This window comes from Xanthobacter sp. NM-25 (assembly GCF_022138605.1).
In the GTDB taxonomy this organism is placed as follows: domain Bacteria; phylum Pseudomonadota; class Alphaproteobacteria; order Rhizobiales; family Xanthobacteraceae; genus Xanthobacter.
The window spans coordinates 1-15,914 of the sequence record NZ_JACBFS010000012.1 but is presented as its reverse complement, the minus strand read 5'-3'; the positions used below and the strand labels follow the sequence as shown (position 1 = coordinate 15,914).

Annotated in this window: 10 protein-coding genes; 4 read left to right on the top strand and 6 right to left on the bottom strand. The window is 70.2% G+C overall.

All coding sequences use genetic code 11. The features are described 5' to 3' along the window. The first annotated feature begins 2 nt into the window (after positions 1-2). Both MEU52_RS21445 and MEU52_RS21440 read left to right on the top strand, forming a co-directional pair. Positions 3-2,111 carry a glycosyl transferase family protein gene (locus tag MEU52_RS21445; RefSeq protein ID WP_238123920.1) on the top strand — a complete coding sequence of 703 codons (2,109 nt, stop codon included), beginning with the start codon at positions 3-5 and terminating at the stop codon, positions 2,109-2,111. Between the two features lie 104 nt (positions 2,112-2,215). Then, a complete protein-coding gene (locus MEU52_RS21440; protein ID WP_238123919.1) occupies positions 2,216-3,070 on the top strand; it encodes a hypothetical protein in 855 nt (284 codons plus the stop codon). Positions 3,071-3,112: 42 nt separating this feature from the next. Here the strand turns inward: MEU52_RS21440 and purH are convergent, their stop codons facing one another. The 3 genes from purH to MEU52_RS21425 all read right to left on the bottom strand — a co-directional run bounded on the left by purH (position 3,113) and on the right by MEU52_RS21425 (position 8,189). Beyond that, positions 3,113-4,702, bottom strand: coding sequence for a bifunctional phosphoribosylaminoimidazolecarboxamide formyltransferase/IMP cyclohydrolase (purH, locus tag MEU52_RS21435; protein WP_238123918.1), 1,590 nt, complete (start codon positions 4,700-4,702; stop codon positions 3,113-3,115). A gap of 138 nt (positions 4,703-4,840) precedes the next feature. Continuing rightward, positions 4,841-6,583 (bottom strand): heparinase II/III family protein, encoded by a 1,743-nt coding sequence (locus MEU52_RS21430; protein ID WP_238123917.1) that lies wholly within the window; start codon positions 6,581-6,583, stop codon positions 4,841-4,843. A gap of 256 nt (positions 6,584-6,839) precedes the next feature. Further along, positions 6,840-8,189 (bottom strand): RsmB/NOP family class I SAM-dependent RNA methyltransferase, encoded by a 1,350-nt coding sequence (locus MEU52_RS21425; RefSeq protein ID WP_238123916.1) that lies wholly within the window; start codon positions 8,187-8,189, stop codon positions 6,840-6,842. Between the two features lie 212 nt (positions 8,190-8,401). Between MEU52_RS21425 and MEU52_RS21420 the strand changes: the two genes are divergently transcribed. Continuing rightward, a complete protein-coding gene (locus MEU52_RS21420; protein ID WP_238123915.1) occupies positions 8,402-9,694 on the top strand; it encodes an adenylosuccinate synthase in 1,293 nt (430 codons plus the stop codon). Positions 9,695-9,760: 66 nt separating this feature from the next. Continuing rightward, positions 9,761-11,158: a hypothetical protein gene (locus tag MEU52_RS21415; RefSeq protein WP_238125028.1), complete on the top strand. Its 1,398-nt coding sequence runs from the start codon at positions 9,761-9,763 to the stop codon at positions 11,156-11,158. 78 nt (positions 11,159-11,236) lie between these two features. Here the strand turns inward: MEU52_RS21415 and mutS are convergent, their stop codons facing one another. The 3 genes from mutS to MEU52_RS21400 form a co-directional block, all read right to left on the bottom strand. Continuing rightward, entirely contained in the window at positions 11,237-14,017 is a 2,781-nt protein-coding gene (gene mutS / locus MEU52_RS21410) for a DNA mismatch repair protein MutS (protein ID WP_443267992.1), read from the bottom strand. A 96-nt stretch (positions 14,018-14,113) separates the two neighbouring features. Beyond that, a complete protein-coding gene (htpX, locus tag MEU52_RS21405) occupies positions 14,114-15,091 on the bottom strand; it encodes a zinc metalloprotease HtpX (RefSeq protein ID WP_238123913.1) in 978 nt (325 codons plus the stop codon). A gap of 95 nt (positions 15,092-15,186) precedes the next feature. After that, positions 15,187-15,393: a hypothetical protein gene (locus tag MEU52_RS21400; RefSeq protein WP_238123912.1), complete on the bottom strand. Its 207-nt coding sequence runs from the start codon at positions 15,391-15,393 to the stop codon at positions 15,187-15,189. Between the last annotated feature and the right edge of the window lie 521 nt (positions 15,394-15,914).

Below are 15,914 nucleotides of genomic sequence, written 5' to 3'. Positions count from 1 at the left end.
CCATGTCCCTCTATTGGCCCTTCCTGTTGGCCGACGTTATTCGCATCATCGAATATTCGTCGGCGGTGGTGGCGGTCCTCATCCTCCTGTCCTCGCTCGACGACCTGTTCGTCGATGCGTGGTACTGGACGCGGCGGATCTACCGGCGGTTCGTGGTCGAACCGTTCATCCGTCCGCTTTCGGTCCAGGCGCTGTATCAGAAGGACGAGCAGCCGCTCGCCATCATGATCCCCGCCTGGCAGGAATCCGATGTGATCGCGGCCATGATCGAGAACATGGTCAGTGTTCTCGATTACCGGCGCTACATGATCTTCGTTGGGACCTATCCCAACGATCCCGACACCATCGCCGAGGTGGAGCGCATGCGCCGGCGCTACAAGCAGCTGGTGCGTGTGGAGCTGCGCAACCCCGGCCCCACCAACAAGGCCGACTGCCTCAACGCGGTGGTGCGCGCCATCTTCCAGCACGAGCAGATGACCGGCACCGAGTTCGCCGGCCTCATCCTGCACGACAGCGAGGATGTGCTGCATCCGCTCGAGCTGCGCTTCTTCAACTACCTGCTGCCCCGCAAGGATCTGGTGCAGGTGCCGGTGGTGTCGCTGGAACGCCATTGGTCGGAGATGGTGGCCGGCATCTATATGGACGAGTTCGCCGAGTGGCATGCCAAGGATCTGGTGGTGCGCGAAAGCGTCGCCGGCTCGGTGCCCTCGGCGGGGGTGGGAACCTGTTTCTCCCGCCGCGCCGTGCTCTACCTCAACAGCGAGGGCGAGGTGTTCAACACCGGCAGCCTGACCGAGGATTACGACATCAGCGCCCGTCTCTCCGCCGCCGGCATGCAGGCCATCATCGCCCGGTTCCCGGTGGAATACCGGGTGAAGCGCGAGACCTTCTTCGGCTTCGGCCCGGAAAAGGAAATGCGCCTGTCCATGCCGCTGTGCGTGCGTGAGTTCTTTCCCGATACCTTCCGCACCTCCTACCGGCAGAAGGCGCGGTGGGCCCTGGGCATCGCCTTCCAGGGCTGGCAGTACATGGGCTGGCGCGGGTCGCTCGCCAACAAGTACTTCCTGCTGCGCGATCGCAAGGGCGTGGTCACCTCCATCGTGACGGTGCTCGCCTACGTGCTCGCGGTGCTGTTCCTGGTGATCTACTTCGGCAGCGCGCTGGGCTTCATTCCCCAGCGCTATCCGTCCATCTTCGCGACGGAAGGCTGGCTGTTGGCGGTGCTGGCGGCCAACGCCGTCGCCTTCGCCCTGCGGCTGGCACAGCGCTTCTACTTCGTCTCGGCCATCTATGGCTGGGAACAGGGGGTGATGTCGGTGCCGCGGGTGGTGATGGGGAACTTCGTCAACTTCGCGGCCACCCTGCGGGCGTGGAAGCTGTTCCTCGGCCACATTTTCCTCGGTCGGCGCATCGTCTGGGACAAGACCATGCACGACTTCCCGGAAAGCGAGGCCTTCGCCCATCGGCGCCAGCGGCTCGGCGAGCTGCTGCTGATGTGGCAGGCGGTGCTGCCCGAGCATCTCGACGAGGCACTGGCGCTGCAGAGCGGCCAGCAGCAGCCGCTCGGCCGCATCCTCATCTCGCGCGGCTGGCTGGACGAGGAGACGCTGGCGGAAGCCATCGCCTATCAGGCCAACCTGCCGCGGACCCACGTCACCGAGCATCTGGTCCGTGAGTTCCGCGACCTGCTGCCGCTGGACGTGATGGTCCGCCGCCGGGTCATCCCCATCGGCCGCGACGTGTCGGGCCGGCTGGTGGTGGCGGTGTCCTCGCCGCTGGGCGACAAGGCGCTGGAGGACGTGCGGGTGGCCACCGGCGACCTGCCGCTGCAACGCATCGCCCGCGAGAGCGAGATCAACGACGGCCTGAGACTGGTGGCCGGCACCGGCCGCGGCTTCGAGGGCGCAAGCTCGCCGCCGCTGCTGGGCGACCTGCTGCTGGAAAAGGGCCTGATGCGCCGCGAGGCGTTCGAGTCCGCCATGGAGCACTATCGCCCGGACGTGGACGGGCGGATCGGCGAGTATCTGGTCCGCTGCGGCATCGTCACCTCCGAGGCGCTGGCCGAGACCATGAAGGAACAGCAGCGCCGTCTCATGCTGATGCCGGCGTGACCGGCGCCGGGCGGTGCGCCGTCCGGTGCGTTTCCTGAACACCTCATCGGCGGCCGGTCTCCGGCCGCCGTTTCCTTATACGAGCATCGCCGCGAGAGGATGCCATGGATCGACGCACAGCCCTCATGGTCGCGGGAGGCGCTGCCGGTGCCCTCGGCCTGCTCGGCCTCGACCGGCTGCTGAACCGCGAGGCGCCGCCGCCCAAGGGGCTGATCGACGGCATCGTCTGGCAGCTCTACGACGGCTCCCTCGACCCCTATGGGGAATGGGAGCGGCTGGGGGTGCATGCGTTGCTGCTGCAGTGGATCGTGGTGAACGGCACCGCCTTCGTCCCCGGCCTCGGCGTGCAGACCATCGAGGACCCGCCCAACTGGGAGCGCATCGCCCGTGAGCCGTGGGCCCGCTCCATCATCGTCGGCCTCGCCAGCATGAGCAACGAGCCGGAGGCGCGGCGCAACGTGGCGGCGCTGGTGGAGCTGTCGGCGAACATCGCCCGCCGGCCGCTGCCGTTCCGGGCCGATGGCTTTTACTTCCCGGTGGAGGCTGACCCCACCTGGATGGACGCCCCCAAGATGGGGCCCCTTCTGGCCGCCCTGCCGCGCCCCCTGTGGGTGAGCGCCTATGACAACAGCAACATCGGCGCCGCCCCGTTCGCCGACTGGATCGACAGCTGGCTGCCCAAGGACGTGGGCCTGTTCTTTCAGGATGGCGTGGGGCTGCACATGCGCACCGCCGAGAGCGCCCGGCTCTATGGCGAGGCGCTGACCGCCAAGCTCGGCCGCGACCGCTTCCGCATGATCCTGGAAGCCTTCCGCCCGGCCGGAGGGGACGCGCTGCGGCCGGCGACGGCGGCGGAGATCCGCCCGCAGATCGCCGCCTACCGCGATTTCGAGACCTTCGCCTTCGAGGCCCCCAACTACCTCAAGCGCAAGCTCATCAACGAGCTGCTGCGCGGCTGAGCATGGCTGAGCGTGGCCCCGGCCGGAACCGGGCCGAAGGGCTCAGTGCCGGAAGTGGCGCACGCCGGTGAACACCATGGCAAGGCCGGCTTCGTCGGCGGCGGCGATCACCTCGGCGTCGCGCATGGAGCCGCCCGGCTGGATCACCGCCGTGGCGCCCGCCTCCACCGCCGCCATCAGGCCGTCGGCGAACGGGAAGAAGGCGTCGGAGGCCACCACCGAGCCCTTGGTGAGCGGCACCGCCAGGCCGGCGGCCGCCGCGGCGTCCTCTGCCTTGCGGGCGGCGATGCGGGCGGAATCCACCCGGCTCATCTGGCCGGCGCCAATGCCCACGGTGGCGAGGTCCTTGGCATAGATGATGGTGTTGGACTTCACGTGCTTGGCCACCCGGAAGGCGAACCGCAGGTCGGTCAGTTCGGCCTCGGTGGGGGCGCGCTTGGTCACCACCTTCAGCTCCAGGTCGTCGGCGCTCATATTGTCGCGGCCCTGCACCAGGAAGCCGCCGGCCACCGTCTTCACCACCAGGCCGGAGGCGCGCACGTCCGGCAGGCCGCCGGTGAGCAGCAGGCGCAGGTTCTTCTTGGCGCCCACCACGGCGATGGCCTCCTCGGTGGCGTCGGGGGCAACGATCACCTCGGTGAAGATCTCCACCATGGCGCGGGCGGCCTCGGCGTCCAGGGTGCGGTTGACGGCGATGATGCCGCCGAAGGCCGAGACGGGGTCGCAGGCGAGCGCCTTGCGATAGGCCTCCTGGAGGCTCGCGCCCTCGGCGACGCCGCAGGGGTTGGCGTGCTTCACGATCACCACGGCGGCGGTGCGGCCGGGATGGAACTCGGCCACCGCCTCGAAGGCGGCGTCGGTGTCGTTGATGTTGTTGTAGGAGAGCTGCTTGCCCTGCACCTGGCGGGCGGTGGCGACGCCGGGACGGATCTCGTCGGAGGCGTAGAAGGCGGCCGACTGGTGCGGGTTCTCGCCGTAGCGCAGCGCCTCGATGAGCTTGCCGCCGATGGCCCGATAGGCCGGGGCCTCTTCCTTCAGCTCGCGGGCGAACCAGTTGGAGATGGCGGCGTCATAGGCGGCGGTGCGGGCATAAGCCTTCTGGGCGAGGCGCCGGCGGTTGGCCAGGGTGGTGCCGCCATGGGCGGCGAGCTCCTGCAGGACGGATTCGTAATCCACCGCGTCCACCACCACCGCCACGTCGCCGTGGTTCTTGGCGGCGCCGCGGATCATGGAGGGGCCGCCGATGTCGATATTCTCGATGGTCTCGTCGAAATCGGCCTTGCGGGCGACGGTGGCCTCGAACGGATAGAGGTTCACCACCACGAGATCGATGGGGGCGATGGCGTGCGCGGCCATGGCGGCCTGGTGGCCGGCGTCGTCCCGGATGGCGAGGATGCCGCCATGCACCTTGGGGTGCAGGGTCTTCACGCGGCCGTCCATCATCTCGGGAAAGCCGGTGAGCTCGGACACGTCCTTCACCTTCAGGCCGGCGTCGGCGAGGGCCTTGGCGGTGCCGCCGGTGGAGACCAGCTCCACCCCATGCCCGGCGAGGGCGGTGGCGAACGGCACGAGACCCGTCTTGTCCGACACCGAGATCAGGGCACGGGTCACGGGACGGATATCGGCAGGCATGATGGCGGCTCCGGTGATGGAAAGTGCCGCTCGCCTATCACTAAAGGCCGCCGCTCGCCAGCGCGCAGCGCGGGAGACACCCCTGCACGCAGGGCGGCGCTCCCGGCGCGGGGCTGCAGTTCGCACCGCGGCCGCCGCTCAGCGGCTGCCGCTCCGGCCAAGACCGCCAGTGGTGCCGGGATGCGCCTCGCGGGTGCGCATGAAGGTCCAGATGACCCGGCTCTTCTCCGCCACGTCGCCGGCCAGCACCAATTGGGTGGTGCGGCGCGGGCCGCCGGCGGCCGCCAGATAGACGCTTTCCTCGATGCCGAGCTGAATATGCGGCGCGGCGAACGCCCAGGCTTCGCCGGTGGGCAGGCTGAGCAGGGCGGTGTGGGGATCGTCGAGCCGTTCCACCGAGACCGAGGGATGCAGGTGGAAGCGGATGGCGAACGGTGCGGGCTCCAGCACCGCGCCTTCCGCCGGACGGAACACGTCCTCGCCGTCCAGCCGGTTGCCTTCGGCGGCCAGCCGCCACGAGCGCTGGTGGATCACGCCGAAGGCGGTGCCATAGCCGTCATGGCTGGCGCGCAGCAGGATGGCCTCGTTGCGGGTGCCGCGCTGCACCTCCACATGCTTCGGCCCGTCGACGATGGGCACGCCCATCAGTCGGGTGAGCTGGGGCCCCTTGAGGAACTGACAGGAGGAGGTGTCGGCCACCACGGCTGTGGAATGGGCGGCGGTGGACCGCGCCACCTGGCGCCACTGCTCGCGATTGACGCTGGGCATGCCGCAATTGACGACGATGCGGCTGCGGCCGGAGGACAGCTCGAAGGCGAGGGCGCTCGCATGCGCCTCCCAACTCACCGGCAGGGGCGGCGGCGGGCCGGTATCGGCAATCACCACCACGCCCCTGGCATCGAGCCGCTGGTAGCCGGAATAGGGGGCATTGGCCACCGGCGCGCCCCGGGCATCGTCGAAGGCGAGGATGGTGGCCAGCTGGTCGGCCGCGGTGAAGCCCATGCCATGGAAATGCGCGAAGGCGCCATCGCCATGGCGGAAGAAGCGCAGCATGGGCATCATGCGGTCGATGGCGTTCATCAGCGCGGTGGGGGCCGGCTGGTTGCGCGCCATATAGGCCTGGCGCAGCGGCAGAAGTTCCAGCAGCAGCTCGATCAGCATGCCGGGGTTGCGGGTAAGGGGGCCGCCGTCGGGCAGGATCTGCCGATCCAGCTCCTCGGTGAGGCGGCGCTGTGCCGCCTTCAGCAGCCGGCCCTGGTCGGACATGCACAGGCCGGCGGTGGTGAGCGCCACCAGCACCAGCAGGCGCGGATAGCCATCGGGCGCGCGGTCGGCCTCGCGGCGCAGCTGGCGCACCTGGCGCGCCAGGGAGCGGGTGAAGCGGCGATAGAAATCGAGCTCGGCGTCCTGCAGCAGGAAGGTCGCCTGGGTGAGCCAGGAGATGATGCGCCGGGCGGTGACCTCAGGACGGGCGGCGATGGCCCGGGCGGTGCCGGTGCTGCGCATCCAGTCGCCCACCAGGGCGCGGGCATTGGCCCGGGCGATGGTGGTGTTGGCGGCGCGCAGGTGGCGCAGCCAGCCGAAGCCGTGCAGCGCTTCGGCCCAGTCCACCGAGGGCGGCACCAGCTCGAAGGCGGTCTGGCCATCGAGCTGCACCACCTTGCCGGCGAAGGCGAAGCGTCCAGCATAGATTTCCGCCGCCTGGGTGGCATCGCCGGTGCGCAGATCCTGGGGCGCGATCAAGAGCCGCTCGGGCACCGGAACCGAGACATAGGCGAGGCCGAGGTGGCTGCCGCCGGCGCGGCCGGCCTGGCCCAGCAGCCACTGCCGGCTCACCACCACCGCCAGACGCAGGCGCTCGGCGAGGCTCTCTCGATTCACGTGAGCCCCCTTCAACTGGGCCCCCCTCAGCCGGGGCCCCGGGCGCGACGAGGCGCCGGGCGCGAAAGGATGGAAGCGCGCCGCAAATCCGTTCCACATGACCGCCTCCCCCTCCCGCGATGCGCCAGACGGCGAATCAGCTGCGAATCACCGGATGGGCGTCGCAGCGCTCCCGCGGGGGCGAAGAGGGCGCCGCCGGCCCTTCAAGGCCGCGGCGTATTCCCTTCAACCCATTCGTGCAAATGGGGTTTCTGCGTCACCCGATGCGCCGGAGGCGGGCCGCGAAGAAGCCGTCCAGCCCCGAGCGTTCCGCCTCTCCGCGCATCCAGTCATGGGGAAGAGTGCGCACATCCCCTTGAGGAGTTATGAACGGGGCGATGCCCTCCACATCGGCGGCGGTGACCGGCACGCGGGCGACGTCCTGGCGGCGGGCGAGCAGCTGGGCGATCTGCAGCTCGCCTTCCTCCGGCTCCAGGGAGCAGGTGGAATAGACGATGAGGCCGCCCGGCTTCAGCAGGTCCACCGCATGATCCAGCAGCCGGGCCTGCAGCGCCGCCAGAACGGTGATGTCGCCGGGCCGCTTGGCGAGGGCAATGTCGGGGTGCCGGCGCAGGGTGCCGGTGGCCGAGCAGGGCGCGTCCAGCAGCACCGCATCATAGGGCCCGCCCTGGAACTGCAGGGTGTCCGCCTCCACCACCTCCGCCGACAGCTTGAGTCGCGCCAGGTTTTCCTCCAGCCGGTTGAGCCGCGCCGCTGAGCGATCCACCGCCGTCACCGTGGCGCCGGCCGCCGCCAATTGGGCGGTCTTGCCGCCGGGGGCGGCGCAGAGGTCGGCCACCTTGAGGCCCTCGACCGGCCCGAGCAGCCGCGCCGGTAGCGCCGCGGCGGCGTCCTGCACCCACCAGTCGCCCTCGGCGAAGCCGGGCAGCGCCCGCACTGGGCCCGCCTGCAGCACCCGCACCGTGCCGGTGGGCAGCACTTCGCCGGCGAGGCGCTCGGCCCAGGCGGCGGGATCCGCTTTCACGGTGATGTCGAGTGGCGGCTCGGCCTGGTGCATGGCGGCGAGCGCCCGTGCGCCATCCTCGCCATAGGCGCCGATCCAGCGGTTGCGCAGCCATGCCGGCGTATCAGCGGTGAACGGGTCGATGCCGTCGAGGGCGGCCGTCTTGTCGGAGGCGATCCGCCGCAGCACCGCGTTCACCAGGCCGGCAAAGCCGGCGGTGGAGCGATCGGCGCGGGCGATGTCGACGCTCAGGCCGACGGCGGCGTGGTCGGGCACATCCATGAACAGCAGCTGGGTGGCGCCGGCCAGCAGCACCGCCTCCAGCCGCGGCGCCGACTTGGGAAAGCCGCGGGCCATCAGCCGTCCGAACACGGCGCGCAGGGTGCCCGCCCGCCGCAAGGCGGTGGCGACGATGCGATAGGCCAGCGCCCGGTCGCGTGGATCGAGCCCCGCCGGGGCGCTCTCCAGCGCCTCTTCCAGGGTGCTGTTGTGGTGGAGGATGCGATCGAGGCCATCCACCGCCAGGCGACGGGCGGCGAAGCCAGCGGGAACGGCGGCGCCGGTGGCGGCGCGGGGGGCGGACGAGGAGCGCGGAGGTTTCATCGCGGAAGATAGAGCACGAACCACCCACCGGCGCCAACCCGGCCGGTGGCACCCGCTCCGCGCGCACCGGCCTACCAGTGCGGCGCGGCGGTGCCTTGCTTCGGCCCGTGCGATCTCGTAAGACGCATGAGTAACGCCCCGGACCAAAGCCGGGGCTTTGCTTTGTTCGCGCGGGCCGATGTGACCCGCGCCGCGCGGGGAGGCAATTCAGCGTGGCCAATGTGGTCGTGGTCGGCTCTCAGTGGGGCGACGAAGGCAAGGGTAAGATCGTCGACTGGCTCTCCGAGCAGGCCGACGTGGTGGTGCGGTTCCAGGGCGGGCACAATGCCGGCCATACCCTGGTGGTGAACGGCGTCACCTATAAGCTGTCGCTGCTGCCCTCTGGCGTGGTGCGCCCGGGCAAGCTGTCGGTGATCGGCAACGGTGTGGTGCTGGATCCGCAGGCGCTGGTGGACGAATTGGCCCGGCTCGCCGCCCAGGGGGTGGTGGTGGGGCCCGAGCGTCTGCGCATCGCCGAGACCACCCCGCTGATTCTGCCGCTGCATCGCGAGCTCGACGCCCTGCGCGAGAACAGCAATTCCGGCACCCGCATCGGCACCACCAAGCGCGGCATCGGCCCCGCCTATGAGGACAAGGTCGGCCGCCGCGCCATCCGCCTCATCGACCTGGTGGACGCCGACGCCCTGCCGGCCAAGGTCGAGCGGCTGCTCACCCATCACAACGCCTTGCGGCGCGGCCTCGGCCTCGACGAGATGAAGGGCGATGTCCTGGTGGCCGAGCTGCTGGCGCTGGCACCCAAGGTGCTGCCGTTCATGGACCGGGTCTGGGAGCTGCTGGACAAGGCCCGTCGCGACGGCAAGCGGATCCTGTTCGAGGGCGCCCAGGGGGCGCTGCTGGACATCGATCACGGCACCTATCCGTTCGTTACCTCGTCGAACACGGTGGCGGGCTCCGCCTCCAGCGGGACCGGTATCGGTCCCGGTGCGCTCGACTATGTGCTGGGCATCACCAAGGCCTACACCACCCGCGTCGGCGAGGGGCCGTTCCCCACCGAGCTCACCGATGAGGTGGGCAAGATGCTGGGCAGCAAGGGCCGCGAGTTCGGCGTGGTCACCGGCCGCGCCCGCCGCTGCGGCTGGTTCGATGCCGTGCTGGTGCGCCAGACCGTGCGCACCTGCGGCATCCACGGCATCGCGCTCACCAAGCTCGACGTGCTCGATGGCTTTACCGAACTGAAAGTCTGCGTCGGCTACAAGGTGGACGGCAAAGCCATCGATTACCTTCCGGCGGAGACCGGCGCGCAGGCGCGGGCCGAGCCCATCTACGAGGTGATGGAAGGCTGGCAGGCCTCCACGCAGGGCGCGCGCTCCTGGGCCGATCTGCCGGCGGAGGCGGTCAAGTACGTGCGTCGGGTCGAAGAGCTCATCGGCTGTCCGGTGGCGGTGTTGTCCACCAGCCCGGAGCGTGACGACACGATTCTGGTGCATAATCCGTTCCAGGACTAACCTGCGCGGCGCCGCTCCCTGGTGGAGCCGGTCAGGTGAAGCCTCCAAGGTGAAGCAAAGTCTCTGATGGCTGACTATTATCCGCTTCTCGCCCGCGCCATCTCGAGCCTGCCGCAGAACACCGCGGAGGCTCGGAAGGCCGTGTTCGACCGGGCCCGGACGGCACTGCTGCGGCAGTTGCGCGGGGTTGATCCGCCCTTGCCGGAAGGCGAGATCACCCGTGAGCGGCTCGGCCTCGAGGAGGCGATCCGCCGCCTGGAGGCGGAAGCAGCACCTCAGGACAATGAGAAGCCCGAGGGCGCGGAGGCCCCGTCCCCCGCGCCGGAGCCGGTCGAGCCGCCCCCGGCGGCGCCATCGACCGAGGCCGAGGAACCGGCCGAAACCCTTGCAGAAGAGGCGGCCGCGCCGCAGCCAGATCAGGATACGCCCGTTGAAGCGGACGCGCCGTCCGACCCGGAGGTCGCCACCGGCGATGCGCCGGCTCCGGCCGATGAGGACGCCGCGGCCCGCCGGCCGGCCCTGCGCCGCGGCGAGGTGCGCAGCCGCGAGGCGGCCAAGGTCGATGGCAAGCCCGACGGCAAGCCGGTGCGGCCGAGCGTGCGCGGCAGCGAGCCGCGACAGGGCGCTTCCTGGAAGCGCTTCGCCTTGTGGGCCGTCGTGGCACTGGTGGTGCTCGGTGGCATCGTCGCCGCCGTGGTGGGTCGTGGCCTGTTGTCCGATGGTCACGAGGGTGGCGTTTCGGCACCGGTGGCCAGCCAGAACGCGCCGGCCGAGCAGCCCAAGAGCGAAGACCGCATGGTGGCCAGCGGTGGCGATGCCGCCCGCCGGGCCCCGGCGCCGACCCGCAATGCGGGCACCCAGCGCGCCGTGCTGCTGGAGGAGAGCCCGGGGGGCACCAGCCCGCCGCAGACCTTCGAGGGCACGGTCACCTGGAAGACCGAAACCTTCACCGCCGGCCCGGGCCTGCCGCCGGATATCGGCGTGCGCGGCGAGATCACCATTCCCGAGCGGCAGATCACCATGTCGTTCGTGCTGCGCCGCAATCAGGATCAGACCCTGCCGGCCTCGCACACCATCGAGATCGCCTTCAAGCTGCCGCAGGACTTCGCCCTCGGCGGCATCGCCAACGTGCCCGGCGTGCGGGTGAAGCTGAGCCAGCAGGCCCAGGGCGTGCCCCTGGCCGGGCTCTCGGTGAAGGTCAATCCCACCCTGTTCCTGGTGGGCCTGTCGCCGGCGCCGGCCGATCGGCAGCGCAATGTGGCGCTGCTGCAGGTCTATCCCTGGCTGGACGTGCCGGTGATCTACACCAACAACAAGCGCGCGGTGGTCGTGTTCGAGAAGGGCCCGGCCGGCGACCAGGCCTTCAACGATGCCTTCTCGGCCTGGGGCGAGCTGCTCCAGAACCCGCCGCAGCAGGGTGAGCCGGCCGAGGCGCCGGCGGAACCGCCGCAGAACGCCAACTGAGCCTGACGGTTTTACCCCTTCAACACAGCTCCAAGGGCGGCGGCAACGCCGCCCTTCGTGCATCTGGCGTCGCGCGCACTATGCGTCGTCGGTGCTCTGCCGCAGGCCCTTCAGGCGGTAGAGGGCGTCCAGCGCCTCCCGCGGGCTGAGGGCGTCGGGATCGAGGGTGTCGAGCGCCTCTCCCACCTGATCCGGCGCGGCCGGGGGCGTCTCGGCCCGCGCCGGGCGCGACAAAGCGGCGAACAGGGGCAGGTCGTCGATGAGCTTCTGGGCGGGAGAGGCCCGCTCCGCCGCCTCCAGCTCCGCCAGCACCGCCTTGGCGCGGGTGATGACCGCCGCCGGCAGGCCGGCGAGCTTGGCCACCTGGATGCCATAGGAGCGGTCGGCGGCGCCGGGCACCACCTCGTGCAGGAAGATCACGTCGCCCTTCCATTCGGTCACCTTCACGGTGGCGTTGAACAGCCGCTTGCAGCGCTGGGACAGGGCTGTCAGCTCGTGGAAATGGGTGGCGAACAGGGCCCGGCAGCGGTTCACCTCGTGCAGGTGCTCCAGGCTCGCCCAGGCGATGGACATGCCGTCGAAGGTAGCGGTGCCACGGCCAATCTCGTCGAGAATGACCAGGGAGCGCGGCGTCGCCTGGTTCAGGATGGCGGCGGTCTCCACCATCTCCACCATGAAGGTCGAGCGGCCCCGGGCGAGATCATCCGCCGCGCCCACCCGCGAGAACAGGCGATCGACGACGCCGATGCGGGCCGCCCGCGCCGGCACGAAGGCGCCGGCCTGGGCCAGCACCGCGATCAGCGCATTCTGGCGCAGGAAAGTCGACTTACCCGCCATGTTGGGGCCGGTGACCAGCAGGATGCGGCCATCCTTGGCTCCTTCGGGCGGGGAGAGATCGCAATCATTGGGCACGAACGGGCCGCCGTGCCGCGACAAAGCCTGTTCCACCACCGGATGGCGGCCGCCGGTGATGGCGAACACCGCATCGTCCTCCATCTGCGGCCGCACATGGCGCTCGGTGCTGGCGAGCTCGGCCAGGCCGGCGGTCACGTCCAGCTCGGCGAGCGCCTCTGCGGCCTCACGAATGGGTTGGGCGGCATCCACCACCGCCGCCGCGAGACGGTCGAAAATGGCCTGCTCCAGCCCCAGAGCCCGCTCGCCGGCGGAGGCGATGCGGCTTTCCAGCTCAGACAGTTCGACGGAGGAGAAGCGCACCGCCCCCGCCATGGTCTGACGATGCACGAAGACTTCCAGATGCGGCGGCTCCCGCAGCCGGTCGGCATTCTGGGCGGTCACTTCCACGAAATAGCCGAGCACCGCATTGTGCTTGATCTTGAGCGACTTGATGCCGGTGTCCTCGGCGTAGCGGCGCTCCAGGGCGGCCACCACGCGCCGGCTTTCGTCGCGCAGGGCGCGGGTGGCGTCGAGCTCGGTGTCGTAGCCGGCGCGCACGAAGCCGCCGTCGCGCCGATAGGCGGGCAATTCGTGGGCGAGGGCGGCGCCGAGCTCGCCCGCCAGCGCCGCCGGCACCCGGGCCAGGATGGCGAGGGCCTCGGCGATGTCGGCGGGAGGCGCCGCGCCGAACAGGCCGGTAAGCGCCAGGGCACCATCGAGCCCGTCGCGGATGGCGGCAAGGTCGCGCGGGCCGCCCCGCTGCAGAGCGAGGCGGGTGAGGGCGCGGGCCATGTCCGGGGCGGCGGCGAGGCGGGCCCGCAGGGCGCGGCGTAGCTCGCCATCGTCGCCGAGATATTCCACCGCATCGTGGCGGGCGCGGATGGCGGCAAGGTGGGTGAGCGGCTCGGCGATGCGGCGGGCGAGCAGGCGGGCCCCGGCGGCGGTGACGGTGCGGTCGATCGCGCCCAGCAGGGAGCCGCGCCGCTCACCGGAGGTGGTCTTCACCAGCTCCAGATTGGCCCGGGTGCCGGCATCGATGAGCATGATGCCGCCTTCCACATCCTTCACCGGTCGGGCGAGCGCGGGGCGGGCGCCGATCTGGGTGCGCTCCACATAGGCGACGATCGCGGCGGCGGCGATCAGCTCAGGCCGGCTGAAGGCGCCGAAGGCGTCGAGCGCCGCCACCCCGAAGAAGCCGGTGAGGCGCTTTTCGGCGCCGGCACCATCGAAGTTTTGGCGCGGCAAAGGCGTGAGGGCGGGAAAGCCGCGCAGCATCTCCTTCAGCTCGGCATCGTCCAGCAGCGCGTCGGAGACGAGGATTTCCGCCGGCTCGATGCGGGCGAGGTCGCCGGACAGCGCTTCGCGGCTGCTGGCGCTGACGCGGAACGAGCCGGTGGACATGTCGGTGAAGGCGAGGGCATAGGCGAAATCATCCGCCGCCGTGCCGGCCCGCACCCGGGCCACCGCGGCCAGCACGTTCTCGCGCCGGGCATCGAGCAGGGAATCCTCGGTGAGGGTGCCGGGGGTGACGAGGCGGGTGACATCCCGGCGCACCACGCTTTTGGGCCCGCGCTTCTTGGCGAGCGCCGGGTCCTCCAGCTGCTCGCACACCGCCACCCGGAAGCCGAGGGCGATCAGCTTGTGCAGATATTCCTCGGCCCGCTCGATGGGCACCCCGCACATGGGGATGTCCTCGCCCAGGTGCTTGCCGCGCTTGGTGAGCACGATGCCCAGCGCCTGCGAGGCCTTCTCCGCATCCTCGAAGAACAATTCGTAGAAATCGCCCATCCGGTAGAACAGCAGGCTGTCCGGATTGGCCGCCTTGATCTCCATATATTGCGCCATCATCGGCGTGACGCGGGTGTCGTCGGCGCGCGGCGCAGCGGCGGCAGACGCCGCAACAGCAGCGGTCTGTGAGGCGGGGTCGGCGGGGTGCGTGGCGGTCGCGGCGGGGGTGGAGCTCATGGCCGCCAAGCTAAAGGCCGGCGGCGCCCCTGTCAGCGCGCGGGCGGCATCTTCGACAGGAAATCTGCGCTGGCCGGGGCGTCCGTGTCTGCGGCCTTATCCCCACGGACCGCGCCGCGGCGGCTCGGCACCTCCGCCCCATGGGCCGGAGCCGTTGCCGGTGGGCGGTGTGCGCGGGGCGCCGGTCGGCCAGCCGCCGGGCGCCCGCGGGCCGCCGCTCGGGCCCATCTGCTGGGCCAGTTGCTGCAGGGCGGCGATGCGGTTCTGCGTCGAGGGATGGGTGGAAAACAGATTGTCCATGCGCATCCCCGAGAGGGGATTGATGATGAACATGTGCGCCGTGGCCGGATTGGATTCAGCCTCGTAATTGGGAATCTGGTGGGCCTCGCCGGAAATGCGGGCGAGCGCCGAGGCGAGCGCCATGGGCCGGCCGCAGATCTCGGCGCCCCCGCGATCCGCCTCATATTCCCGCGAGCGGGAGATGGCCATCTGCACGATCATGGCGGCGATGGGGGCCAGCACCGCCATGAGGATGGTGCCGATGGCGCCGAACGGGCTGCCGTTATTCTCCCGGTGGCCGCCGCCGAAGAACAGGCCGAAGTTCGCCAGCATGGAGATGGCGCCGGCGATGGTGGCGGTCATGGTCATGGTGAGGGTGTCGTAATGCTTGATGTGCGCCAGCTCGTGCGCCATCACGCCGGCCACCTCGTCGCGGGTCAAGGACTGCAGCAGGCCGGTGGTGGCGGCCACCGCGGCGTTCTGCGGGTTGCGGCCGGTGGCAAAGGCGTTCGGCTGCGGATTGTCCATGATGTAGACCTTGGGCATGGGCAGGCCCGCCCGCTGCGCCAGCTCCCGCACCATGCCGACGAACTCGGGGGCGGTGGCCTCATCCACCTGGCGCGCGCCATACATGCGCAGCACCATCTTGTCCGAGTTCCAATAGCTGAAGAGGTTCATGGCCGAGGCCACGACGAAGGCGATCATCATGCCGCTGCGCCCGCCCAGGGCGAAGCCAACCACCATGAACAAAGCGGTGAGCCCCGCGAGCAGGATCACCGTCTTCAAATGGTTCATGCCGCTCCTCCGCAACTGCGCCACGCGCATCTCCCAGAGGATGGGAAGCGCCGCGCCGCGACGCAAGGGCAGAGGCGTTGGGAAGGACGATCGGCTCAGATGTCGTGGCCCAGGCGGTCGGCGGCCACGCACCTCCAGCGGCCCACCTGCCACTGGGGATGGGCCTTGGTCCACTGGGCGATGGTGGCCTGGGACGAGATCATGCAGGCCATGGGCGCGGCGGCTTCCATGGAGAAATTGATGTGCTCCTCGCGGCAGGTGGCGGGGGCGCTGATGAGGCAGGCATAAAGGACGATGAACATGACACAGGCTTCCCACGGGGTTGGGTTTGGCCATCCGGATGTTGTCGCTCCCGAAACGCCCGCGATCAACGCCATTGTGGCGCCCCCCACCGGCCGCGCGCCCCGGCGGGGCGTTTGGGCCGGCCGATCCCGGATCTGTTGGGGTCAAACGTAAAGCAGTTTTCCCATGGGTGAAAGCGGAAATTGCTGCACTGCAACAAGCTGGAATGGGCGGCCGTGCGTGCGGACTGCCGTCTTGCTGGTGCCGCGCAGCTGGGGTAGTTTCCGCGAGCTATCCGGTGAACCGGCTCGGCGTGCGCCGGGCGCTGACAACAAGGGTAAGCGGCAGCCGACCGCTATCCGCATGAACCGGAGGCGGTCGTCCCGAGCCTGGTGATGGATGCGACGGCGCGTGCGGGAGCAGGGCTCCCGCGGCCCGGTCCGGCGGCCATCGCCCGGGTTCCATTTGGGAGGACGAAACGATGGCCAAGATCGACAAGGTTCTGGTGGGTGAGGCGCTGGTGGGCGACGGCAACGAGGTC

Coding starts and splice junctions, on each gene's coding strand:
- mutS (WP_443267992.1), bottom strand. CDS start 14,017: ATGAGCTCCACCCCCGCCGCGACCGCCACGCACCCCGCCGACCCCGCC.
- MEU52_RS21425 (WP_238123916.1), bottom strand. CDS start 8,189: ATGAAACCTCCGCGCTCCTCGTCCGCCCCCCGCGCCGCCACCGGCGCC.
- MEU52_RS21440 (WP_238123919.1), top strand. CDS start 2,216: ATGGATCGACGCACAGCCCTCATGGTCGCGGGAGGCGCTGCCGGTGCC.
- MEU52_RS21400 (WP_238123912.1), bottom strand. CDS start 15,393: ATGTTCATCGTCCTTTATGCCTGCCTCATCAGCGCCCCCGCCACCTGC.
- MEU52_RS21445 (WP_238123920.1), top strand. CDS start 3: ATGTCCCTCTATTGGCCCTTCCTGTTGGCCGACGTTATTCGCATCATC.
- purH (WP_238123918.1), bottom strand. CDS start 4,702: ATGCCTGCCGATATCCGTCCCGTGACCCGTGCCCTGATCTCGGTGTCG.
- MEU52_RS21415 (WP_238125028.1), top strand. CDS start 9,761: ATGGCTGACTATTATCCGCTTCTCGCCCGCGCCATCTCGAGCCTGCCG.
- htpX (WP_238123913.1), bottom strand. CDS start 15,091: ATGAACCATTTGAAGACGGTGATCCTGCTCGCGGGGCTCACCGCTTTG.